The organism is Maribacter sp. PR1, from assembly GCF_028464145.1.
Lineage (GTDB): Bacteria > Bacteroidota > Bacteroidia > Flavobacteriales > Flavobacteriaceae > Maribacter.
Genome location: NZ_JAQPCG010000002.1, coordinates 93,068 through 117,188, shown reverse-complemented (window position 1 = coordinate 117,188; position 24,121 = coordinate 93,068). Strand labels below are relative to the sequence as shown.

Annotated in this window: 20 protein-coding genes; 10 read left to right on the top strand and 10 right to left on the bottom strand. The window is 37.8% G+C overall.

Annotation, left to right across the window (positions count from 1 at the left end; translation table 11 throughout):
• Positions 1 to 2: 2 nt before the first annotated feature.
• The 4 genes from PP182_RS04150 to PP182_RS04135 all read left to right on the top strand — a co-directional run bounded on the left by PP182_RS04150 (position 3) and on the right by PP182_RS04135 (position 6,278).
• Entirely contained in the window at positions 3 to 866 is an 864-nt protein-coding gene (locus PP182_RS04150) for a fructosamine kinase family protein (RefSeq protein ID WP_272650074.1), read from the top strand.
• 35 nt (positions 867 to 901) lie between these two features.
• Positions 902 to 3,118 (top strand): outer membrane protein assembly factor BamB family protein, encoded by a 2,217-nt coding sequence (locus tag PP182_RS04145; protein ID WP_272650073.1) that lies wholly within the window; start codon positions 902 to 904, stop codon positions 3,116 to 3,118.
• A gap of 25 nt (positions 3,119 to 3,143) precedes the next feature.
• Positions 3,144 to 4,631 carry an acyl-CoA synthetase gene (locus tag PP182_RS04140; protein ID WP_272650072.1) on the top strand — a complete coding sequence of 496 codons (1,488 nt, stop codon included), beginning with the start codon at positions 3,144 to 3,146 and terminating at the stop codon, positions 4,629 to 4,631.
• Positions 4,632 to 4,757: 126 nt separating this feature from the next.
• The gene (locus PP182_RS04135) at positions 4,758 to 6,278 is read left to right on the top strand and encodes a sodium:solute symporter family protein (protein WP_272650071.1); all 1,521 of its coding nucleotides are present in this window, start codon (positions 4,758 to 4,760) and stop codon (positions 6,276 to 6,278) included.
• 6 nt (positions 6,279 to 6,284) lie between these two features.
• Here PP182_RS04135 and PP182_RS04130 read toward each other — a convergent pair whose 3' ends face one another.
• A complete protein-coding gene (locus tag PP182_RS04130) occupies positions 6,285 to 7,469 on the bottom strand; it encodes a C40 family peptidase (protein WP_272650070.1) in 1,185 nt (394 codons plus the stop codon).
• Positions 7,470 to 7,559: 90 nt separating this feature from the next.
• On the opposite strand from PP182_RS04130, the gene dcm reads away from it, so the two are divergent.
• From dcm to PP182_RS04115, 3 genes are all read left to right on the top strand, one after another.
• On the top strand, positions 7,560 to 8,786 hold the full coding sequence (gene dcm / locus PP182_RS04125; RefSeq protein ID WP_272650069.1) for a DNA (cytosine-5-)-methyltransferase: 1,227 nt from the start codon (positions 7,560 to 7,562) through the stop codon (positions 8,784 to 8,786).
• Between the two features lie 11 nt (positions 8,787 to 8,797).
• On the top strand, positions 8,798 to 9,406 hold the full coding sequence (locus PP182_RS04120) for a hypothetical protein (protein ID WP_272650068.1): 609 nt from the start codon (positions 8,798 to 8,800) through the stop codon (positions 9,404 to 9,406).
• Positions 9,407 to 9,486: 80 nt separating this feature from the next.
• A complete protein-coding gene (locus tag PP182_RS04115) occupies positions 9,487 to 9,861 on the top strand; it encodes a hypothetical protein (RefSeq protein WP_272650067.1) in 375 nt (124 codons plus the stop codon).
• Positions 9,862 to 9,908: 47 nt separating this feature from the next.
• Here PP182_RS04115 and PP182_RS04110 read toward each other — a convergent pair whose 3' ends face one another.
• The 4 genes from PP182_RS04110 to rpiB are packed head-to-tail and all read right to left on the bottom strand — an operon-like array spanning position 9,909 to position 12,148.
• Positions 9,909 to 10,349 (bottom strand): GNAT family N-acetyltransferase, encoded by a 441-nt coding sequence (locus PP182_RS04110; RefSeq protein WP_272650066.1) that lies wholly within the window; start codon positions 10,347 to 10,349, stop codon positions 9,909 to 9,911.
• Complete coding sequence (locus tag PP182_RS04105) at positions 10,349 to 10,771, bottom strand: PH domain-containing protein (RefSeq protein WP_272650065.1); 423 nt, start codon at positions 10,769 to 10,771, stop codon at positions 10,349 to 10,351. Before PP182_RS04105 ends, PP182_RS04110 begins: the two co-directional genes overlap by 1 nt.
• 12 nt (positions 10,772 to 10,783) lie before the next feature.
• Positions 10,784 to 11,704, bottom strand: coding sequence for a cation diffusion facilitator family transporter (locus PP182_RS04100; RefSeq protein WP_272650064.1), 921 nt, complete (start codon positions 11,702 to 11,704; stop codon positions 10,784 to 10,786).
• A gap of 12 nt (positions 11,705 to 11,716) precedes the next feature.
• Positions 11,717 to 12,148, bottom strand: a complete 432-nt coding sequence (gene rpiB, locus PP182_RS04095; protein WP_272650063.1) for a ribose 5-phosphate isomerase B — start codon at positions 12,146 to 12,148, stop codon at positions 11,717 to 11,719.
• Positions 12,149 to 12,889: 741 nt separating this feature from the next.
• Here rpiB and rnr point away from each other — a divergent pair.
• From rnr to PP182_RS04080, 3 genes are all read left to right on the top strand, one after another.
• Entirely contained in the window at positions 12,890 to 15,079 is a 2,190-nt protein-coding gene (gene rnr, locus PP182_RS04090) for a ribonuclease R (RefSeq protein ID WP_272650062.1), read from the top strand.
• Positions 15,080 to 15,152: 73 nt separating this feature from the next.
• Positions 15,153 to 15,830, top strand: coding sequence for a head GIN domain-containing protein (locus PP182_RS04085; protein WP_272650061.1), 678 nt, complete (start codon positions 15,153 to 15,155; stop codon positions 15,828 to 15,830).
• 7 nt (positions 15,831 to 15,837) lie between these two features.
• Positions 15,838 to 16,506: a LysE family translocator gene (locus PP182_RS04080; RefSeq protein ID WP_272650060.1), complete on the top strand. Its 669-nt coding sequence runs from the start codon at positions 15,838 to 15,840 to the stop codon at positions 16,504 to 16,506.
• Between the two features lie 48 nt (positions 16,507 to 16,554).
• Here the strand turns inward: PP182_RS04080 and PP182_RS04075 are convergent, their stop codons facing one another.
• From PP182_RS04075 to PP182_RS04055, 5 genes are all read right to left on the bottom strand, one after another.
• On the bottom strand, positions 16,555 to 17,061 hold the full coding sequence (locus PP182_RS04075; RefSeq protein ID WP_272650059.1) for an OmpH family outer membrane protein: 507 nt from the start codon (positions 17,059 to 17,061) through the stop codon (positions 16,555 to 16,557).
• A gap of 242 nt (positions 17,062 to 17,303) precedes the next feature.
• On the bottom strand, positions 17,304 to 18,134 hold the full coding sequence (locus PP182_RS04070) for a class I SAM-dependent methyltransferase (RefSeq protein WP_272650058.1): 831 nt from the start codon (positions 18,132 to 18,134) through the stop codon (positions 17,304 to 17,306).
• Positions 18,135 to 18,179: 45 nt separating this feature from the next.
• Entirely contained in the window at positions 18,180 to 20,048 is a 1,869-nt protein-coding gene (gene mnmG, locus PP182_RS04065; protein ID WP_272650057.1) for a tRNA uridine-5-carboxymethylaminomethyl(34) synthesis enzyme MnmG, read from the bottom strand.
• Positions 20,049 to 20,050: 2 nt separating this feature from the next.
• Positions 20,051 to 20,470 carry an rRNA maturation RNase YbeY gene (gene ybeY / locus PP182_RS04060; protein ID WP_272650056.1) on the bottom strand — a complete coding sequence of 140 codons (420 nt, stop codon included), beginning with the start codon at positions 20,468 to 20,470 and terminating at the stop codon, positions 20,051 to 20,053.
• Positions 20,463 to 23,948: a hypothetical protein gene (locus tag PP182_RS04055; protein WP_272650055.1), complete on the bottom strand. Its 3,486-nt coding sequence runs from the start codon at positions 23,946 to 23,948 to the stop codon at positions 20,463 to 20,465. Before PP182_RS04055 ends, ybeY begins: the two co-directional genes overlap by 8 nt.
• Between the last annotated feature and the right edge of the window lie 173 nt (positions 23,949 to 24,121).

The following is a 24,121-nucleotide window of genomic DNA, read 5'->3' as shown; positions in this document are numbered from 1 at the left end:
TTTTGGACAAAGAGCTAATAGAACATCTTAACTATATTCTATGCACAAAAATAGAGCGAGTTTCGCCGCTTTCCGGAGGGGATATATCCAGGGCATTTCTGTTGGAGTCCGAAAACGAAAGGTTCTTTTGTAAGCTTAATGCCGAAAAAATGGCATTATCTATGTTCACAGCGGAAAAAAATGCACTTCATGCCCTGTTGAAAACAGGAGCCATAGCCGCACCACAGCCCTTTCAGGTTGAACCGTACAAAGACGGTGCCTTTATCCTAATGGAATACATTGAGAGTAAAAGAGCGAATATTGAGGACATGGCTCTTTTTGGGCGCCAACTTGCAAAACTACACCAAGCATCGGTTAAAAATGAGTTTGGGCTGGAGGAAGATAATTTTATAGGCAGTTTGCCCCAATCCAACAAAAAGCATTTGGACTGGACTACATTTTATGTGGAAGAACGAATGCTTCCCCAATTAAAATTAGCTTTTGATAAGGGGTTATTGGGTAAGGATGAAATTCCTTCAGAAGATACGATGATGGTGGTCTGTACCGATATGTTTCCCGAAGTATTCCCTTCTTTATTGCATGGGGATTTGTGGAGCGGTAATTATTTGATTTCAAACCATGGGACACCCTTTTTAATCGACCCCGCGATTTATCGGGGTCATTACGAAGTAGATATTGCCATGACGAAGCTTTTTGGAGGCTTTGGGGATTCCTTTTACAGGGCATATAGGGAAGTCATTTCTCCTGAACCGGGTGAAAACGAACGAACGGATTTGTATAAATTGTACTATCTCCTAGTGCATTTAAACCTATTTGGGAACTCCTATAAACCAGCCGTCAAAAGAATTTTAGCTGCTTACTTTTAGGCTTTTGGCTATCTTTATTTCAAACTCTACTCTTCATGAAAATAGTAAACTACCTTGGGGCGATCCCACAAGGCATTCGCAAGAAACAAATTTTTGATTTCGAGGCAAGCCTCGGGGTAATATGCCCTTTGGCGGTGCCAATTAAAATAAGTGCAGTCTTTTTACTTTCCCTCGTTTTAGTTTCCTGCGAAACGGAGAAAACAGTATCGACAGCAAAAAAGGAATATGCCACTTGGTCTTCCTATTTGGGCGATGCGGGAAGAACCCATTTTTCCACGTTGTCCCAAATAAACAAAGAAAATGTAGAAACGCTTAAAGTGGCTTGGACCTATGAGGCGGAGGATTGGGGGCAAATGCAAATGAACCCCATAGTGGTGGATTCTATCCTATATGGCGTGACTGCTGCCTTAAGGGTAGTGGCCCTCCATTCAGGAACTGGAGAGGAACTATGGCAGTTTGGGGATTCCGTTAAAGTTTGGCATTCTACGAGTCGTGGCGTTTCCTATTGGTCCAATGGAGAGGACAAAAGAATTCTTTGTACCCGTGGTGCTTATCTCTATGCCTTGGATGCCTTAAGCGGTAAGCCCATAGCGTCCTTTGGTGAGAATGGCAGAATTGATTTACGCTCAGGTATGGATGAAAGTGCCCAAAACAAGTTTGTCATCTCCAATACCCCGGGCACTGTTTTTAAGGACTTGATCGTAATGCCGCTTCGGGTATCGGAAGGAGTGGGAGCGGCTCCAGGAGATATAATGGCTTTCAACATCATTACCGGCAAGTTGGAATGGTCCTTTCACACCATACCTCGTCCCGGTGAATTTGGCTACGAGACCTGGGAAGATTCTACGGCCTATAAAAGCCCCCTTGTGGGGGCTGCCAATAATTGGGCCGGCATGGCCGTAGACGAGAAGGCTGAAATCATTTATGTGCCCACTGGCTCCGCTGCGCCCGACTTTTACGGAGGAGTCCGGCTTGGGCAGAACTTATTTTCCAACTCGCTCTTAGCCTTAAACGCCAATACGGGAGAACGGCTTTGGCACTTTCAGTTTACCCATCATGATATTTGGGATCGGGACCCACCCGCTCCACCCAATCTTCTTATGGTAGAAAGGGGTGGTGAAAAAATTCCCACTGTGGCCCAGGTGACCAAACAGGGATATGTTTTTGTGTTTAACCGATTAACAGGCGAGCCCCTTTTTGATATAGAGGAAATACCATTTCCCAAATCGGAATTGGAAGGGGAAGAAACTTGGCCTACGCAACCCATACCCAAAAGTCCAAAACCCTTTGCGAGGCTTTCCCAAGAACTCACCGAAGCGAATATTAGTCCGTTTGCAGAAAACAAAGAGGAGTTGTTGGACGTCTTTGCTTCGGCAGACAAAAGGTTTTACGCCCCACCAAATATTGCTCCTGTTCTATTGTTGCCTGGTTATGACGGGGCTGCAGAATGGGGTGGGGCCTCCGTAGATCCCGAAGAGGGAATTCTTTATGTTAATTCCAACGAAATGGCTTGGATGCTGGGTGTTGTTGAAAATAATGAAGAGGCCTATAATGGCCCCTTGGGCGAAAGTACCTATCAAAAATATTGCGTGTCCTGTCATCAACCCGATAGAAAAGGAAATGAGGGCAGTGGTTATCCTTCTTTACTTGACTTACAACTACGAAAGGAAAAAAACGAAGTTTCACAGATCATTACCAACGGAAAAGGAATGATGACCGGTTTTCCCCAGCTTTCCAAGGAAGAGATGGACGCTTTGCTACTGTTTCTTTTTGATGAAGAAATAAAGCACACCGTTGCGGATGAGATTGCGCAAAATACCGAAACAGAAGAAAAATATAAACATGCCGGATATACCAAATTCTTGGACAGCAATGGTCTTCCCGCCATTGATCCTCCTTGGGGCACCATGCATGCCATAGATTTAAATACAGGTAATTACAAGTGGTCCATTCCCTTGGGCAATACTCCAGAATTGGGGGAAAGGGGTATGGGCACAGGTACAGAAAACTATGGGGGTGCCGTGGTTACGAAAAACGGTCTATTGTTCATTGCAGCGACAAAAGATGGGTTTTTCAGGGCTTTTGATAAGGAAAATGGCACTCTTCTTTGGGAATATGAGCTGCCGGCTCCGGCATTCGCCACGCCCGCCATGTATGAGTTTAATGGAAAACAGTATATTGCCATTGCTTGTGGTGGGGAGAAAATAGGAACCAAAAAAGGGAATAAAATCATTGCCTTTGCTTTGCGCTAATGGCTTAAGAACAAACTGACCAACGATGTTAAAACTATTTGAGCGCGCCAAAACTTTTGGCGAAAGAAAGGCTATATCCTCCAATAATCAAGATTATACCTACGACCAGCTTATAGCTTCTTCCAATGCTGTAGCTTCTAATTTGTTAGGTAATTCCACAGATTTAAATGAGGGTAGAATCACCTTTTTGGTACCTCCCTCTTTTGAATATACGGCGATTCAGTGGGGAATATGGAAGGCTGGCGGAATAGCCGTGCCTTTGTGCGTTCTTCATCCCTTACCGTCCATCCAGTATGTTGTGGAGGATACCCAAGCTGAAATGGTAATTGCCCACGAGGATTTTATTACATTTTTGAAACCTTTAGAGGCTGACCTGGGAATTTCTGTTGTTCCCATGGAAGAGATGTTTACTGAAAATAAGTCCGCTCTGCCTGATATATCCCCGGACCGAAGAGCCATGGTCTTATATACCAGTGGGACGACAAGCAAGCCCAAAGGAGTCGTAACGACACATGCCAATATTGAGGCACAAATTACGGCCTTGGTAGAGGCCTGGGAATGGGAAAAGGACGACTACATTCTTAATATTCTTCCCTTACATCATGTCCATGGAATTATCAATGTGATGAGCTGTGCACTTTGGAGCGGGGCATGTTGTGAGTTTTTGCCAAAGTTCAATGATGAAAAGGTTTGGGAAATTATTTGCTCTGGAAGGCTCACCCTTTTTATGGCCGTCCCTACGATTTATTACAAGCTAATTGCCTTTTGGGACGACGCAAACGAAGAGGAAAAGAAAAAGATGTCCGAAGCAGCATCCAAGCTTAGGTTGATGGTTTCTGGATCAGCCGCGCTACCGGTTCCTGTTCTGGAAAAATGGAGGTCCATTTCCGGCCAAACACTTTTGGAACGTTATGGAATGACGGAAATTGGCATGGGACTATCCAATTCCTATCGAGGGGAGCGAAGACCTGGCCATGTGGGCTTGCCCTTGCCAACGGTTGAAATGCGCTTGGTAGACCAAGACAATAATCCGGTAGAAGCCAACGAACCCGGGGAATTTCAGATTAAAGGCCCTAGTGTTTTTAAGGAATACTGGCAAAAACCCGATGCAACGGAAAAAGCGTTTACAGAAGACGGCTGGTTCATTACGGGAGATATCGGTATGTTCAACGATGGTCTTTATAAAATTTTGGGCAGGGACAGTGTGGACATTATAAAGTCCGGCGGGTATAAGATTTCGGCCTTGGAAATTGAGGATGTTATGCGCAAACATGATTTGATAAACGATTGCGCCGTTGTTGGATTGCCCAATGAAGAGTGGGGAGAGGTTATAGGCGCTTGTATTGTGCCAACTTCGTCAGGGCTCGACACCAAAGAGCTTTCTGTTTGGTTAAAATCCCAACTGCCCGGATATAAAATTCCTAGGAAGTTTATCCTCGAAAAAGAATTGCCGAGAAATGTTCTTGGAAAGGTCACCAAAAACGAAGTGAAGAAGTTATTTCTAACCAATTAAAAGAATTATGGATTTTCTAACCTGGGTTCCCTATATGGGAATTTTAATTCTAGTCATCATCAATGCGATACTTGTCCTTAGAAGGGATATTCATGTAGAGGAAAACGACCATAATCCGGAGCACTGATGGAATACTTTTACGAACACTATGTAACCCTCATTTTAACCACGCTATATGTAGGTGGTTGTTTGTACATTGGGTGGTTTTTCAAGAAAAAGGCCTCTCAGGGGGTTGAAGGTTTTTATGTGGCCAAAAGGGAAATACCGGGCTGGGTAATTTCGCTGGCTTTTTTTTCGACCTCGGCCAGTACCAATACTTATATAGGCCAGGCTGGAAAGTCCTTTGAATTTGGCCTCTCGTGGGCTTGGATGGGTTTTATTTGGACTTTTTTCTGTGTTATCTCATGGCAACTTTTAGGGCCCAAAATGCGATTTCAAACCGCTAGATTAAAATCCTTTACCATCCCCGATTATTTTCATTTACGCTATAAAAGTTCCTTGGCGCAAACCATAAGAGTACTTTCCGCTTTAATCATCCTTTTCGCAACCCTTTGGTATATGGTAGGCATAGCCAAGGGCTGCGCCCATGTATTAACCTCCGTATTGGATATTCCTTATGCATACGGTTCTTTCGCCATTATTGCCGTAACCTGTGCCTATACCATTTGGGGTGGTATGTATAGTGTTTTATGGACCGATGCCATACAGGGCATCATCATGTTCGGGGTGGCCATTTTAATGTTGGCCATTCCTTTTATGTATGTCGGCGGGGTGGATAATCTGTTTGAAACCATCTCAAATACAGAACACTTGACCAAGGCGGGTACCCCTATCAAATCCGGGTTGGTAACCTTTGGGGAATTGGTCTCGTTCCTATACATCCTTGGAATCGGTCTTGCCGTAGGGATGAAGCAAATATCGGAACCCAAGAACCTTATTCGTTTCTATTCGGTCAATAATTCCAAAAGTATGCGGTTCGCCATGATATGGACACCTGTTTTTTTAGGTGTTTCCCTGGTTTGTGTCATGGGCCTAGGAGCTTTGGTGCATGGCATGACAACGCCTGAAGAAGCCAACTATCTTATAAACCATACGGATGAGGTAGTTGGATTTATGCTGGATAAGTTTGACAATAAATTGGTGAGCGGCATCTGTGTAGCGGGGTTATTCGCTGCGGGTATGTCTTCTTTGGCTTCGGTCATCATCATTATCGGAACGGCATTTGTCAAGGATATTTGGCATGTGGCCAAGCCCATGAAGGAATCCAAAATAATACCTAGAACCAAATGGTTCATGGCCTTTTATTGCTTAATGGTGTTTTTATTGACACTTTACCCTATTGCCGGTATTGTTGAGTTAACGGCCTTTGCAGGAGCAGTATTTGCAGCTAGCTTTTTCCCTGCTATTTTCGGTGGACTCTATCTAAAATGGGGTACGGACCTGGGTGCCTTAGCCTCTATGATTGTTGGAATGTTGACAAACATCATTTGGAGGTTTGTTTTCAGATTTAATTATGAGGCCCTGAAGGATATTCATGAGATAATTCCGGCCTTTTTGTTGTCCATGCTTACCTATGTGGTCGTAAGTATTCTTAGCAAAAACCGCAAACCGGACGAAGCCCATTTGGTTCACGTATTTGGTAAATAATGGTTCTTAGTTTGAGCTTAAAAAGGTAAAGTTGCGCTGTAAATTAATCAAAGCTTGGTCCTCTTGGTTCAAGACACGTTTGGTGCGTAGGTATCGATTTAAGTTGTATTCATCAAAATTGTCGGCATCCTTGTCCATACTGCTAATACGTACCCTGTCCGATGCATGAATAAATTCATTGTTCCCAATCCACATTCCTACGTGGACCACTTTTTCAGCGGTAGAATCTGTGGCTTTCCTGCCAAAAAACAATAGATCTCCTTTTTGAAGTTGATCAAAACTCTTTACAGAATCTATGGATCTCCCTGTATGAACTTGTTGCGATGCATCTCTTGGTATAACGACCCCGTTTAGAAAATAAATAGTTTTTGTAAATCCGCTACAGTCCATACCTTTCGTAGAAGTTCCTCCCCATAGGTAGGGTACTCCTATTAAGGTCTTTGAAGTTGAAACGAGGGATTCTGTATTTTTTTCCAAACCATCTAACCATTGATTATACGGTTCTGCCTCTTCTTTAGGAACAAAAGCCTCTCGACCATCAGGAAACCTAACTTTATAGAAACTAGGTTCGTTGGCAACAACCTCTATAATATTTCCTGCCACCAGGTCTGAAACTCGTTCTTTCGTATTCTTTTCGGAATAAGCATGCCCATAGGTTTTTGTATAAATAATTTTATCTCGGTTCATCCATTCTTCTAGCTCATTGTCTGACATTAAAAAAATTTCTCCGGAATTTACCCAAGCCAAATACTTGTCGGGCGTTTGAATATAAAACCATCCTCCTTCCTTTTTCCAAACCTTTACAGGAGTGCCAAGGGTTGCTTGGGTGGCCAATTCGGCAGAATGTTTTGGATTGCTTCGCAAATTGGCTACAGAAATAGTTACAAGTGCGTTATGTTTTCCATCAAGTTCTTTCGAAGGAAGCGATTGTAGACTGTCTATGTATTTTATATTGTTGTCTTCCAGCCTCTCCTTAAGTTCCATTGCTGCATCAGGTAGATTGGTTTCCCCTTTTATCACCCAAGTCCCATTAAATTCCTTTGGTTCTACCTGAAAAAGTGCCACGCGTTTATCTGGTGCATATTCATTTTTGATTTCTTCAATATAAGGTTGGATGTTTACATCTTCCTTGCGTTCGGGTTGGCAACCAAAAATCGATATCAGTACTAAACAATAAATAGAAAAACGCATGCCATTTTTTTGTAAAAATAAAGAATCCACTTCTTTTTACTTGAAATAGTTTTTGGATCTCATATTATAATTTGGCTACCTTAGCCCATCATGAAAAAACTGACCGTAATAGAACTTTTTGCCGGTGTTGGCGGATTTCGCCTTGGGTTGGAACAAACCGAAAAATATAAGGTTGTCTGGAGCAACCAATGGGAACCTAGCACCAAAACACAGCATGCTTCCATGGTCTATGAGGCACGATTTGGTTCTGAAAATCATAGTAATTCCGATATCTCAGAAGTGCCCACCTCAGAAATTCCCGATGCAGATTTACTCGTAGGGGGATTCCCTTGCCAAGACTATTCGGTTGCTACCACTCTACAAAATTCCAAAGGCCTTATTGGTAAAAAAGGGGTGCTTTGGTGGAGTATCCATAGAATACTATCCGAAAAAAAACACCCTCCAAAATATCTTTTTTTAGAGAATGTGGACCGTTTACTAAAGTCACCTTCCAGTCAACGGGGTCGTGATTTTGCCATTATGTTGAGGAGCTTGGAGGAATTGGGATATGCTGTAGAATGGCGTGTTATCAATGCTGCGGAATATGGTATGCCTCAACGCAGAAGGCGTGTTTTTTTTATTGGTTATCATAAAAGCACACGTATTTACGATAACATTAGAAAAGAGAATTCCTTGGAATGGATGCTAAAAAAAGGTGTGTTGGCGGGTGCGTTTCCCTTAAATTCCACTACTTCAAATCTTAAAGAGTTTATCATTGAAGGTGATTTGGTCGAGCTTTCCGAAAATTTCAATGTAAAAGAAAAACTATCTCCTTTTCAAAATACAGGAGTTTTTATTGATGGTAAAGTAACTACCATTAAAACCTTGCCTTCATATGATGGTAAAAAGATTGTTTTGGGTGATATCCTTCAGAATAGCAAAATAAGCCAGGAATTTTATATCGATGCAAATGATTTACCGAAGTGGGAATATTTAAAAGGTTCAAAAAAAGAAGTTAGAACTGCAAAAAGTGGATTTAGCTATAACTACAGTGAAGGTGCTATGATATTTCCGGATGCCCTTGACAACGCTTCGCGAACAATCATTACAGGGGAAGGAGGAAGAAGTCCTTCTCGATTTAAACATGTAGTTAAAACCCCAAAAGGGATGCGCCGTTTGACACCTGTTGAACTGGAGCGTCTAAATATGTTTCCGGACAATCACACCCAATTACAGGGTATAAGCGATACCAAAAGAGCCTTTTTTATGGGCAATGCCTTGGTCGTAGGTATTGTTGAAAGAATTGGTACTGCATTGTATGAAAAAATAAATGCTTAAAATATTCAGGTTTGAAAAGTACATTTAAATCAGATCTGGAAAAGGAAAAAAAGCTATCCATTTTACTCGATAAATATTATTCAAAATATTTGAAGAACTATCATTTTGAACGTATACATGATAGCGCCCAACAATTCCAGGGTATAGATGTTTTATTTAAGCAAGAAACGTCCAATAAAATATTCCATATTGATGAAAAGGCACAGCTGGATTATATAAATGAAAGCCTTCCCACTTTTGCTTTTGAACTTCTCTATTTAAAAAATAAATCTTTGAGACAAGGTTGGTTGTTTGATGCCTCAAAGACAACTGATTTTTATGCCCTGGTTACCTCCATTTACGAAGACGAGCCGGCTGTGTTTACTTCATGTCAAATCACTTTTGTCAACCGTGAAAAACTAATCAATGTTCTAAGGAAAAAAGGAATAACACAGTCCAGTATCAGCAAGAACTATAAATATGACTCCTTACCTCACGGAAAAATAATGTTTGAAGGCTTAAATCCAAGAACCGAGGGCTATTTGTACCATTCTAAAAACAACAAAGCAGAGAAACCCATTAATCTTATTTTGCGATTAAATTATTTATTGGAAAGTGGTATTGCCAAAAATTTGCTTTAATTTCTTGTCAAATAGGTTAAAAAGCTGTTAATCAGTGCTTGAATTTTGGAATTCTCCTTTTTTTTTCTATCTTATCAAGTATGGTAAAGTTAGACAAGTCAGATAATACAGAGTTTTTAGAAAAATCAATACATCATTTAGAAGCCACCGGTTTCGAAAATATAAAAGCTGATATGGAGGGTTATGAGAAGCCTAAATCCTACAGTAGAAAAGGTGCAGAAGAAAAAATTACCCCAGATATTGTAGCGATAAAAAATGGAAGAAAATATTTTTTTGATATCAGTTTAAAATCTGAAAAGCCAAGACTTTTAAAAACGAAATGGCTTTTCTTGGATACCTTGAGCCGAATGAATTCTAACCGATTTAGAATTATTACTACCCGAGGACACTATAAGTTTACGGATACCATGTTAGAAGATATTAATCTCAGCAATAAGCAACCTATTAAAATTTAATTTAACAAAAAAATACTTAGTGATAAAGGGACTCTTTCAGAGTCCCTTTATTTTTTTATCATTGAAATGTGGGGAATACCATCTTCCAAATATCCTTCTCCTTCGGTTGTAAAACCCAAAGAATTATAAAACTTTAATAAATAGGTTTGGGCGGAAAGTCTAATTTTTGTGGTATTTAATTGTTCTTCCACCGCCTTAATAGAGGCTCTCATAATTACCTTTCCATAACCATATTGTCGCTCACTTTTTTTAACCACTACCCTACCTATACTAGCTTCCTTAAAATAGTCGCCAGGACTAAATATCCTGGTATAGGCCACAATTACATTGTTTTTTTTACCGATGACATGGATTGCTTTTTTATCCTTTCCGTCCAAATCTTGATATACACAATCCTGCTCCACCACAAAAACTTCGCTCCGTAATTGTAACAAACCGTAAAGCTCATGAACAGTTAGCTCCTTAAATTTTTTAACTTCTATATGCATTAGCTTTTTCTATCAATAATTTGTGGATTAACACTTAAAAGTTCTTTAATAAAACCTTGTTCGTTTTTTGGTGAAATAATCAAAATTCCAAATTCATCGTAGGCTATTTGTAGTCGATCGATCGATGCGGCGGGCGCGGAGATTATATCATTGGTTTTCCTTACTGATTTTATCCTGGAAATATCCAGGTGTTTTCGATACAAAAAACCACATTTCACATATAGTATTCTATTTTTAATGGTATAAACAGTATTGGTGAAGAGATAATAAATAAATAGTAAAATGAAAAAGAATACAACACCGGCCGATAAAATTTCAGACTGTTTCTCTTTTGTTATTATCATATATACTATGATTCCTACGAAAAATAATGTGGGAATTACTATAAGGCCCCAGCTGATTTTTGATTTATACGTTTTCATTTTATTAAATCATCAATCTTGAACGATGACATGTTTACTATCGCACTTACCAAATTCCGGTTGAATATTTAGATGTGTTATACCGTGCTTATGGTATAGCTCCTCCTCTATTTGACTTAAAATTTTATCAAATTCTGAAAGTCTTATATCCAAGGTAAAATCGATATGGGCTTCCAAATGGACTTCATCCTCATTCAACTGCCAAATATGAACATGGTGTACGTTTTTAACGGATTCTAAATTGGTTATGGTTTGCACAATATGTTGTACTTGTATCGTATTTGGAGTAAACAACATGAGAACACGGGTAGAATCCTTTAATAGATCAAAACCCATATAAATTAAGTAGATAGCAATGATTAAAGTTAATAAAGGATCTACCCAATAGATTTCATAGAACTTCATTAACAACCCTCCTGTTAAAACTGCTACAGACGCTAACATGTCCGTTAACAAATGAAGGTAGGCGGATTTCATGTTCATATTTTTCTTCGAATCCTTCTTAATAAGAAAAACACTGAAACCATTGGCAAGGATACCCAATAAGGAAAGCCATATAACCAAATTTGATTCCACTTCCTCTGGAGAAATAAAACGTTCAATTGCCTCTTTAATCAGAATGATGGCCACAATTATCAATGTAGCCGAGTTGACAAAAGCAGCTATAATTTCAGCTCTTTTGTAACCAAAGGTTTTTGTTGTGGATGCTTTTTTCTTTGAAAGTACGTTTGCTATGTAACTAACAATTAGTGATAGAACATCACTGAAATTATGAAGTGCATCGGACAGTAATGCTAAACTTCCCGAAATTAAACCACCCACTACCTGAGATGCAGTAATAAGAATATTAAGAAGTATAGAAATTATAAGGTTTTTACCCTCAACTTTTGGGTGGGCATGCCCATGGCCGTGATGATTGTGTCCGTGACCCATTTCGCCTACAATCTAATTACAGGGTATCTTATCTATTCTCCTTTCATGTCTTCCACCGGCGAAAGGCGTTTTTAAGAAAACATCTACCATTTCCAAAGCTTGTTGAAGTGCAATATATCTTGCAGGTAAACTTAAAATATTGGCATTGTTATGTTCTCTGGCCAATTCTACAATTTCTTTGGTCCAACACAAGGCGGCTCTCACTTTTTGGTGCTTATTGGCCGTCATGGAAGCGCCGTTACCACTGCCACAAATAATAATACCATAGTCTACATTACCTTCTTCGACATCTTGGGCGACCGGATGCACAAAATCAGGGTAATCCACACTATCAGAGCCATCTGTTCCGTAGTTGACCACTTCAATATCCTTTGATTTTAATAAACCTATGACTGCAAGTTTATAATCTGTACCTGCGTGATCATTTCCTATAGCTATTTTCATCTGTATAAATTTAAATTGTTTTGGAAGATGATATTTAGACTCCTCTTCCTACAGATATGTTATTTGCCCTAAAAATTATTTTTACCATCAATAAATCATTTAGGTCCCATATCATGGTTTAGTTCTTTTATATGAACCACAATTATAAGCAATTGGGAATCTTACAACTATAATCAAAGGTACAACATCCATAAGTTCACCACAAAAAATCAAAGCTTTACAACATTGTTTCTATTATGATTTATTTCCGTTGTTTATTAGTAGTATGAAATTAGTTATAAAGTGCTAATAATATGTTAACAAATAAGCAATTCTAAATTTGCTCAATAAAGGAATTTTCACATTACAATCTTTTTAAATACAAAGCGAATATTATTATAAGAAACTGTAATCCGATTTTTAAGAAATCTTTCGTTTTAGTTAACATTAAATTTACATAAACTTATCAATAAATAGCTGTTGAAATAGGTTATCAACGCATACTGATAACTTTTTTAATAGCTTGATTTTCATTGCTATTTTATATTTATAGATTGTCAACAACTATTAGTATCTAACAAAGTCAAGTTATCTTAAAATAAGTTTTACCAGATATTAACAGGCTATCATAATCATCATTTTAATTTTAAATTTTAAAAGAAAAAGTAGTATAGTAGTATATATGTTGATAACAACTATGATTTTAAACCTGAGCTAGCTACTGGATTATAATTCGTAATTTTCCAACAAATAGAAACATGAATGGCAAAAAAAAATAAGAAGAGTAGAAACCATAGAAAAAACGAAATTACCAAAGGGATTTTTACAGTATTGGAGAAGGAGCCTAAAAAAAGTTTCAACTATAAACAAATAGCTGCCAAGATTGGGGTTACTGACACCCAAGATAGAAATACACTGATTAAAAGATTAGCGCAGCTCAAGGAAAAAAAGCGTATCCAAGAAGAGTCTAGAGGAAATTATAAGGTTTTGGAGAATACAAAAACCTATCATACGGGAACGGTAGATATTACTGGTCGTGGTAATGCCTATATAGTCGTAGAGGGTATGGATGATGATGTATTTGTTCCTAATAACAAACTAAATAAGGCTTTCCATAAAGATGTTGTGGAGGTCTATATCTATCCCAGTAAAAAAAGCAAGAAGCTCGAAGGTGAAATTGTAAAGGTTATTGAACGTTTTAAAAATACCTTTGTAGGCATTGTTGATATGCAAAAAACATTTGCGTTTGTTCGTCCTACGGATTTTCGGATGTATACAGATATTTTTATTACTCAGGATAAAATCAACGACGCCGAAGACGGGGACAAGGTGATTGTAGAACTTTTGGAATGGCCGGATGGTGTGGATTCGCCATATGGAAAAATTACTGAGGTACTTGGTAAGCCTGGCGAACATAATACAGAAATACATTCTATTCTGGCAGAGTATGGTCTACCTTATGAATTTCCTGTTGAGGTCCAACGTTTTGCAGATTCTTTGGATACTAGTATTAAGCAAGAGGAGATTGCTAAACGAAGGGATATGAGGGATGTTCTAACCTTTACGATAGACCCAAAAGATGCCAAGGATTTTGATGATGCACTTTCTTTTAGAAATTTGGACAACGGAAATTATGAAATAGGAATTCATATTGCGGACGTATCGCATTATCTACATAGGGATACCATTTTGGACGACGAGGCATATGACCGAGCAACATCTGTATATTTGGTAGACCGTGTGGTGCCGATGTTGCCAGAAGTGCTATCAAATAATGCGTGCTCCTTAAGGCCTAATGAAGAGAAATATACGTTTTCTGCGATTTTTGAATTGGATAAAAAAGCAATAATCAGAAATCAGTGGTTTGGCAGAACGGTTACAAATTCTAATGAGAGATTTGCTTACGAAGAGGCTCAGCATATAATAGAGACGGGTAAAGGAAATATTCCAGAAAATGTATCTATTAGAACTGATAGCTATTCCGTGGATTCGGAAATTGTGGAAGCCACTTTGACAATGGATAGGCTTGCTAAGATTATGCGGAAAAAACGCATGGATCAAGGAGCAATTTCATTTGATAAGGTTGAGGTCCGTTTTAACCTTAATGAGCAAAATGAGCCTGTAGGGGTCTTTTTTAAGGAGTCTAAGGATGCCAATAAGCTAATAGAGGAGTTTATGTTATTGGCCAACAGAAAGGTAGCCGAGTTTATAGGAAAACAAAAACCTAAAAAGACTTTTGTTTACAGGGTACATGATGACCCAGATGAGGATAAACTCATTGCTCTAAATGGAATTGTATCTAGGTTTGGTCATAAACTTAACTTTAAGGATAAGAAGTCAATTAGTGCCTCCCTGAATCAATTATTGGAAGATGTTAAGGGGCAAAAAGAGCAAAACTTGGTAGATACATTGGCGATTCGTAGTATGAGCAAGGCTATATATACTGTGGATAATATTGGACATTATGGCTTAGCCTTCGATTATTATACACATTTTACCTCTCCAATCAGACGTTACCCAGATGTAATGGTTCATAGGTTATTACAGCATTATCTAGATGGAGGAAATTCGGCGAAGGCGGATAAATATGAGGAGAAGTGCAAACACTCATCCGATATGGAGGGTCTGGCCGCTAATGCCGAAAGAGACTCCATCAAGTATATGCAGATTAAATTTATGCAAGATCATAAGGATGAGGAATTTACTGGTGTTATTAGTGGAGTTACGGAATGGGGAATTTATGTTGAGATAATAGAAAACAAGTGTGAAGGTATGGTTCGCATACGGGACATAAAGGGAGATTATTATATCTTTGATGAGAAGCAATATGCCATAGTTGGAGAACGAACAAAAAAAATGTATCAATTAGGTGATGAAGTTATCGTAATGGTAAAGAACACCGATTTGATTAAGCGTCATTTGGATTTCTCCTTAATAGGTAAGAAGGAATAGTTTTTTGAATGAATTTTGATTCTTAGGAATCCTTGAATCAAAAACCTGATTATCAGGTTTCTAAATAAGATTAATGAAGCATTTTCTAATATTGTTGTTTGTACTTTCTGTACCTAAATTGGTTGCTCAGGAAAGTAAGTTGACAAAAACTCTGGAAAAATTTGCAGAAGTAAAAGGTTTCGATGGTATTTCCATTAATCTAATCAGGTCTTCAGAAAATAAGGCCGTAATAACTGGGGAAAACACGGATAAGGTTGCAATTGTAAATAATGAGGGTATCCTAAAAATAAGAATGGAACTATTGAAATTCTTTAGTGGTTATAAAACATTTGTGGACTTGTATTATACAGATGATATTATGATCATCGATGTCAACGAGGATGCAAGGATTACTTCCGAAGGTACCATTACCCAAGATGTTTTGGAGTTAAAGGCACAGGAAGGCGGGGAGATTAGCATAGCTACCCAAGTAGAACAATTATTAATTAAGTCCGTATCTGGAGGTGTAGTTAGGGCCACAGGTATTTCTAATCTACAGGACGTTCAAATCAATACTGGTGGTGTGTATGAAGGTAAAAGTTTACGAACTAAATTTTCTACTGTAAATGTCAATGCAGGATCTAGGGCTGAGATTTATGCTACTGAATATGTAAAGGCTGCAGTAAAGGCCGGTGGTGAGGTTTTGGTATATGGTAATCCATTAAAGCTGGAGGAAAAGACTGTTTTCGGTGGTAGCATAAAAAGAATGTAGGTCACATATGTGGGAGGATATACATGCGGCAATTCCATTAGGCTTTATTCTAAGTTTTATGATTGGCCCTGTGTTCTTTGTTTTATTGGAAACGAGTGCCCTTAAAGGATTCCGAGCGGCCCTCATTTTCGATTTAGGGGTTATATTGGCTGATATTGTTTTTATTACTATTGCTTATTTCAGTAGTTATCAATTATTGGAAAACCTTAGCAATCAGCCAGGTTTATATGTATTTGGAGGTGTAATTCTTTTGGTTTATGGGATAACCATTTTTTTTAAACATGGATCTAAGAAAACCGCGGGGGCACCTATTAAGTCCAAAAGAAATGATTATTTAAGTCTTTTTATTAAAGGTTTCCTTTTGAATTTTATCAATATAGGAGTGCTTGTATTTTGGTTGGGGATAATAATAATTGTTGGTCCTAGCTTGGATAATGAACCGTATAGAATAAGAGTTTTTTTTGCTACAATGATATTGGCCTATTTTGTTACTGATATATTTAAAATTCTTTTGGCAAAGCAATTAAAGCGAAAGTTAACGGGTACTAGGATAAGATTGATAAAAAAGGGAATTGGAATCATTTTGATTGTTTGTGGAGTGGTATTAATAACCAAGGGTTTTATTCCGAAAGATAAGTTTGACATAGAACAGAAGATTGAAAATATAACACATTAAAAAAGGACCTTATCAAGGTCCTTTTTTAATGTTTGGTTTACTTATCCTCTATTTTTTATAATTATCGTTTAACAGTTTGATTATTTCCTCTGTAATATCGTTAGTCTCTTTACCATAAAGAACGCTACCTCCATCACCACCTCCTAGAATATAACTGTATCCATTAGCCTTACCGAAGGCTTCAATTTCTTTTTTTACTTTGCTAACTACACTATCCATTTCTGTTTGACCGGCAAGTTGCAGTTGTTGGTCTTCCATTTGAAGTTGTTGACCCATTTGTTGGCCTCTTTGTTGGAACTGCGCATATTCCTCTTGCGCTTTGGATTGGGACATCTGTTGAGCCCTAGTTTGAAACTCAGAGGCCTCAGCCTGAAAAGCTTGGGAGATACTATCCCTTTTCTTTCCTAGAACTTCTGCTTTTTCTTTGAATTTTGTTTCAATGTCAATTTTTTCTTGATATTCGTTCATAAGTTTTACATTATCAACAAAAGCAATTTTTTCTTGCTGACAGGATATTGCCATTAATGCGATTAATCCTAATATTATTTTTTTCATCTTCTGTTTTTTAAAGTTGGGCAAAAGTAACAAAGCTTTTTGTATTGATGTTTTCAAAAGTGGGTTTATTGATAAAATTAAGAATTCACTTTATATAGTTTTAATTTATAGTAATATTATAATTTATAAATTTAACCTATTATATATATACGCTTTTTAGACCATTTAAAGACTGTTTATAATATTGGGCATGATGTATATGGTTCTTGGTAAGTACTGCCCACTGAGCTATTCTAAATCAATTAGTTTTCTTTTTTCAATATATATATGATTGAAGAATATTCTTTTGTTCTAATCGCCTTAATATTCGATATAAGTCCATTCCAAAAGGCACGAAAATAATTTGGTCTGCCTGTTTTATATTTCTCAGATAATAGTGAAACATAGAAAGAGTCGAAATACATGGGTTTGGTATTTACAACTTTCAGTTTATAATTATTAAAAAGCTTGCTTATTGAGTTTTGTGAGAAATGCCATAAATGTCTGGGTGTGTCGTATGCAGCCCAATGATGTTTGTATTTTTGTGCATCATAGGATTTATAGTTAGGTACAGCAACGAACAAATACCCATTAGGTTTAAGTTTCGTTATAATTTTTTTTATTTGATTTTCTAGATTTGGTAGATGCTCTAAGACGTGCCATAAGGTAATTACATCATATTTTTGTTCAGGTAGATGTTCTAAGTCTTTTTCTAAGTCAATACCTTTTTCTTTTGCAATGTCTCGTGCTATTGCATTGGGTTCTACTCCACTGATATTCCAATTCTCTTCAATTCCTTTTTTTAAGAAATCTCCCGTGCCAGCACCAATATCCAGAATCGTTTTTTCTTCTGTTTTAAAAGTATCAATCAGTTTGTATTTCTTTTTTAAACTATATTTTTTTATTAATTGGTAGATTTTATCTATTAGAGTTTCTTTCCTATCGGTGTGAGAAATATAGGATTTACTATCATAATAATTATTCAAATTTTCAGGTTTAGGATGCGTTACCAACATATCCAATTCAGAATCATAAAGTAATTCAAAGGTTTCTTGTGTGTGGAAATAATCTTTTGTTTGGAGGTAAACTTTCATTTAGTTCTTACGCTTTATATAAATTGTTCCACGTGGAACAATGGTTTATCTTCCTAAGTATACTAAAAGAACACTTATATCGCTTGGGGTTACACCGCTAATCCTAGAAGCCTGTGATATAGTTACCGGTTGGATAGCAGTTAGTTTTTCACGCGCTTCAAATGAAAGCGAGTTTAATTTCTTGTAATCAAAATTGGGTGGAATTTTAACGGATTCAAGTCTTTGAAGTTTATCCGCATTTACCTTTTCTTTTGCAATATATCCTGAATACTTTACTTGAACTTCGGTTTGTTCCAATACTTCATTGTTCAAGTTGTTTTCTTTAACAAATTTGGTTACAGGTTCTAAAGTTAGCATGTGGTCCATGGTTACTTTAGGCCTTGAGAATAATTTAAACATTTTATCGGATTGCCTAATTGGTGAAGATTCAATTTCATTTAAAATCGGGTTAATTTCTTCTGGGAGTACACTAGTTTGTTTAAAGAATTCAACGAAAGATTTAGACTTACTTAACTTATCTTCCATTTTTTCCATACGATGTTTTTTGGCTAGACCAATTTCATATCCTTTAGGTGTTAACCTAAGATCTGCATTATCTTGTCTCAATAAAGTTCGGTATTCTGCTCTTGAGGTAAACATTCTGTAGGGCTCTTCCGTTCCTTTGGTGATTAAATCATCAATTAAAACACCAATATAGGCTTCATCTCGTTTTAATATAAAGGGTTCTTTTTCATTAATTTTTAGATGAGCATTGATTGCAGCCATTAATCCTTGAGATGCGGCCTCTTCATAACCTGTTGTTCCATTGATTTGCCCTGCAAAATATAAGTTATCTATAAGTTTTGTTTCTAATGTGTGCTTTAATTGAGTAGGTGGAAAGTAATCGTATTCTATCGCGTATCCAGGTCTAAAAAACTTTACTTTTTCAAATCCTTTAACAGACCTTAATGCTTTAAACTGTACATCTTCGGGTAAGGATGTGGAAAATCCGTTTACATATACTTCTACGGTGTCCCAGCCTTCTGGTTCAATAAACATTTGATGGGAATCCTTATCTGAAAATCTATTAATTTTGTCTTCGATAGAAGGGCAATATCTTGGTCCTATACTTTTAATTCTTCCGTTAAACATGGGAGACCTGTCAAAACCTTCTCGAAGCAGGTCGTGGACCAACTTACTTGTATGGGTCATATGACATTCTCGCTGTGTTTTTAAGATTGGAGTATCGGAATAAGAAAATTTTTCAGGTTTCTCATCTCCTGGCTGAACAATCATTTTGGAATAGTCTAGCGATCTACCATCGACTCTTGGTGGAGTACCAGTCTTCATTCTTCCACTTTCAAAACCGAGTTGGGTTAATTGTTCGGTTATGCCGGTTGCGGCTTTTTCTCCCGCTCTACCTCCACCAAACTGTTTTTCACCTATATGGATAAGGCCATTCAAAAATGTCCCATTGGTAAGAATTACCGATTTCCCTTTAATTTCTAGACCTAGTGATGTTCTTACGCCGACAACCTTATCATCTTCAATAAGTAATCCATTGACCATTTCCTGATAGAAATCAACATTTGGAGTGCGTTCTAGAGCTAGCCTCCATTCCTCAGCGAATCGCATTCTATCGCTTTGAGCCCTTGGACTCCACATAGCTGGTCCTTTGGATTTATTCAGCATCTTAAATTGTATAGCAGATTTATCCGTGATTATTCCGCTATATCCACCTAAGGCATCTATTTCCCTAACTATTTGACCTTTAGCTATTCCGCCCATTGCCGGATTACAGGACATTTGTCCTATAGTCTGCAAGTTCATGGTTACCAAAAGAGTTTTCGATCCCATATTGGCTGCGGCGGCTGTGGCCTCCGCTCCGGCATGACCTCCTCCGACTACTATTACATCATATTCTTCTCCAAACATATCTATTGTTCCACGTGGAACATTTTAATTTTTTCTTCTTCCTTAAAGCGCATTTCTTTTATGTGCTTTTCTTTTTTATCCTGATATCCCGCTAAATGTAGTAGACCGTGAGCCATGACTCTTAAAAGTTCATTTGTTAATGAAACACCATAGGTTTCTGCATTTTCTTGAACCCTTTCAATAGAAATATAAATGTCTCCAGAAATTTTCCTCCCGATAGTATAATCGAAAGTTATAATATCTGTGTAGGTATCATGTTGAAGATGTTTTTTATTAATTTCCAACAGAAAGGAATCATCACAAAATATAAAGTTAATATCACCCGCGCTATATCCTTCCGAAACACAAATGCGCTCTACCCAATCAGCATGTTTTTTGGTTTCAGTAAGTTTAAAATCAGTTTCAAAATGAAATTCAATCATTATCCTTAAAGTACTCTTTTACGCGGTTTTGAAAATTTTGGCGCAAAGGTAAGGCTTGTCTGTTTAAAATTTCAATCTCGTTACGATAATTATCTAATAATGAGGGTTTGGTGGTTATTGGATTAGTAAAGTCCTGTTTGTTTGTATTGCTTTCGCGTTCTGATTTTCGCCCTTGCTTCAAAGCGGCATTTTCCAATTTCAACAACTCATATTGAATGGTGTTGGCTTTGGTTATCGTACGTTGTGTTATTCCATTTTCTAGGAGTTCATTTTGAAAATCTTCCATTTGGCGGATTAGTTTCTCCCCCAGTTTTCTGTCCCCATCATTAATGAGGTTTTCCAATTGGTTTTCCAGTTCTTGTTTAATTCTTTGCTGTTCTTGATAGATTTGGTAGATTTCCTGTAATTCAGATTCACTCATAGAACCTTGACCTTGTCCACTACCTCCTTCACGATTACCGTTTCCATTTTGCCCTTCCCCACCTTTTCCATTTTCTCCTTCACCTTGACTTCCACTCTGGCCTTGGCCACCTTGTTCACCTTTTTTTCCTTTTGTCCCTTGTCCGTTCTCTCCCTGTTTACCTTCCCCGTTTTCTCCGGATTCACCTTGTTTACCCTCACCTTTTTGACCTTCTTGTCCTTGACTTCCGGATTGACCCATTTTTTCTCCAACGGATTGTTGTTGTTTAATTATATCAGGTAATTGAAATCCTTCTTGGCTTTGCCCACTTCCCTTGCCCATTTGCATACTTTGTTGCATGTTTTCCAAAACATGGGCAAGAAAATCTGCCAAGCTGTTGGATGCAGTCAACACGTATTTTTGATAAGATACCCCTTGGTATATTTGTCCTTCGGTTATACTTTCTAAAGACTTGTCTATGTTATAGTAAACTTCTGTAATCTGTTCGTTTACGAATTCCGAAAGTTCTGCCTGCCTCAAGGATAAGGCAAAAAGACTGTCGTCTACATGCTCAAATAAACCACGAAGTTCTTTTTGGTTTCTAACGGTTTCAGAATATTGCGAAATATCTTCCCGTTCCTGGATGCTCAGTTTGTCAAAAAGATTCTCTTGTTTAAATGAAAAAATTATTAGGTTATCCAAAATCTGCCTAAGCATTTCAGCATCTTCTGCAGCTGAAGAACCGCTCGATCCTCCGCTCATTGAGGATTTGCCTAGTTCTTCGCTCATCTCCTTCATTTTTTCGGCAGCGGACTTTTGATTTTGCTTGGCCTTATTTGCATTTTGCTCCATGGATTCCGTATCCGAACTTTGTTCGTTACCTTGATGCTTTTTTATTTCCTCAAGAGCAGTGTTCTGATTGTCCTTTACTCCCGCTTCCTTGTCTTTGTCGATGTTCAGTTCGACTGGCTTTTTCAATTGACGATTATCCTTTTGTAATTCCTCCAGTTCCTTGGCAATATTTTCAAAGTCCTCATTCAATTTCTGTTGCTCCTTTTCGGAAAAATCTTTGCCAATATTAAGTTGTGATAGAATTTCTTGCTGTTCTGCCAGTTTTTCTAGATCATTGGCCAGTTGTGAGGCTTTTTCGGTAACATAATAGCGCTTGGTAAGCTCAACCAATTGTTCTAAGCTACGTTCCGAGTTTTGTTGTTTCTTTCCTAATTCTTCAAGTCGTTGACCCAACTCATCCTTATTAATTTTATCCGCAATCTTGTTGAGCTCTTCTAGTAGTTTCTGGTTTTTTCTAGCCTCTATTTCCTGGCGCTCCAGACGTTCTTGTAGAAGTTGATTTAGTTTGTCATCCTTTCCTCCTTTTTCTAGGTTGTCCTTAAGCTCTTTGCTAAATTTTTGCATTAATTCCTCTTGCTGCTCCTGTTTTTCCAAGAAATCCTTGACCTGATTTTTGTCGTTAAAGTCCAGACGATTCTTTTCTTTTTGCAAGGCATTGATCTCTTTTAAGGTTTCACGCTGTTCTGCGGCCTTTTCCAGAGATTTGTCTAGGTTGTTTATTATCGATTGTTGGGACTCGAGCTCTTTGTTCTTTAATTGATTTCCGTCTAAAATTTCTTGAGTGAAAACTCCGCTTTTCACTTTTTTACCACCATGTATCCCATCATTGTCTGTGACCTGAAAATAAAACGCGTAATTTTTTCCTTCTTCTAAGTTCAAACCAGATGGGAAAGTATAATAAAATTGGTGAAAGTTGCTTTGGGGCTTATTTAGGTCCAATGCTTTTTTGATTTCTTCATTCCCTTGCTCGTAATAAATTAATTCTACTTTTCTTAGGCCATAATCATCCGTCGCCTCCCCGGAGTAATAGGAAATATTTGGCTCCAAGGAATCCAAAACTTGCTCCACCTTAATGGTCGGATATCCATCTTTTATTACTTGAAAGGAATAGCCTAGGGTTTCATAGTCGCGGACGTTCGAGTTTGAGGTCGAAAGCTGATAATCCAAGTTGGAATAAATCGGTTTGGATAAGGTGAAATTATTCTGTTCGTTATTAAAGACTAGACTGGTATCCCTTGTAATAAGCTTTATTTCTTCGGTATCCTGCCCTTTGATTTCCCAGGTAACCTTAGTGCCTTCAGGAAGCAGTGCATTCCCTGTACTTTTAATGATTTCCGTATTTTTTTTAAGATAATTTGGGTAGTCCAAGCGCATATTAAAGTCCGAAATAGCGGGTGCCTTCAGGGCGATAAGTTGATAGTCTCTAGATCTTACATTGTTTCCCTTAAAATTAAAGGTCGCCGTGTTAATTGGGGGCGATAAGGTATATTGATAAATCCCGTCCACCTCCTGTAATAAGATTTCTCTTCCGTCCAAAACAACAAAAACATTTTCAGGTTTAACTTCACCACTAGTTGCAACTTGAAAGGTAAAGGGTTCACTCTCGACAACCTGTAATTGAGGGGAAAGTAGTTCGAACCTAAAGGGGTCGGGCGGTTCATAAGCTAGATTATAGTTCACTACCCGGGTATAGCTTCCAAAGAAAGTTTCCCAATTGCCAGAAACCCATAAAACACCAAAAAACAAAAGCGGAATTAAGGCAAACTTTATATATCGCAGTGGTTCTTTTGTGTTGACCGCATTTTTAAAAGGAATAGGTTTTAGATGCTCCGAACGTTGTTCAATACTTGCGAGTAAAAGCTCCGATTTTTCTGGATTATCGGCCAAATCCAAGAGATTGTACAATTTATCGCCCACTTCTGGAAAATGCTTCCCGATCATTAAGGATGCATCTTTTGTCGTGATACCCTTTTTAATTTTGAACAGATAAAAAACAGGAACAAAAATGTATTTATAAAGTAAATAGCCCTCAACCAACAGAAAAGCCATGAGCAGGATAAGCCTTCCGGTCGAATTTAACCAGAGGGCAAATTCAATACCTACTACGGCAAGAAAAAATAAGAGGCCAAGTGCCGTAAAAAGAATAACACCCTTTATTAGTTTTTGGGTGTAATGTTTACGAATGAACTCATTTAATTTTTCTAATATAATGCTGTAAGACTGCAATTTGCGTAGATTTTTATACCAAGATATAAGGTTTTCAATTTTAAAGCTTAGAAAAATTTGTTAAAAGGCATCTTACCCCTAGTTTTAAATCGCCTATTATAGCAAAAGAAGAAGCAATGTCCCAAATTATATGTAATAAGAGAAACCCCTCTTTTAAGCGAACATCCCTTTTT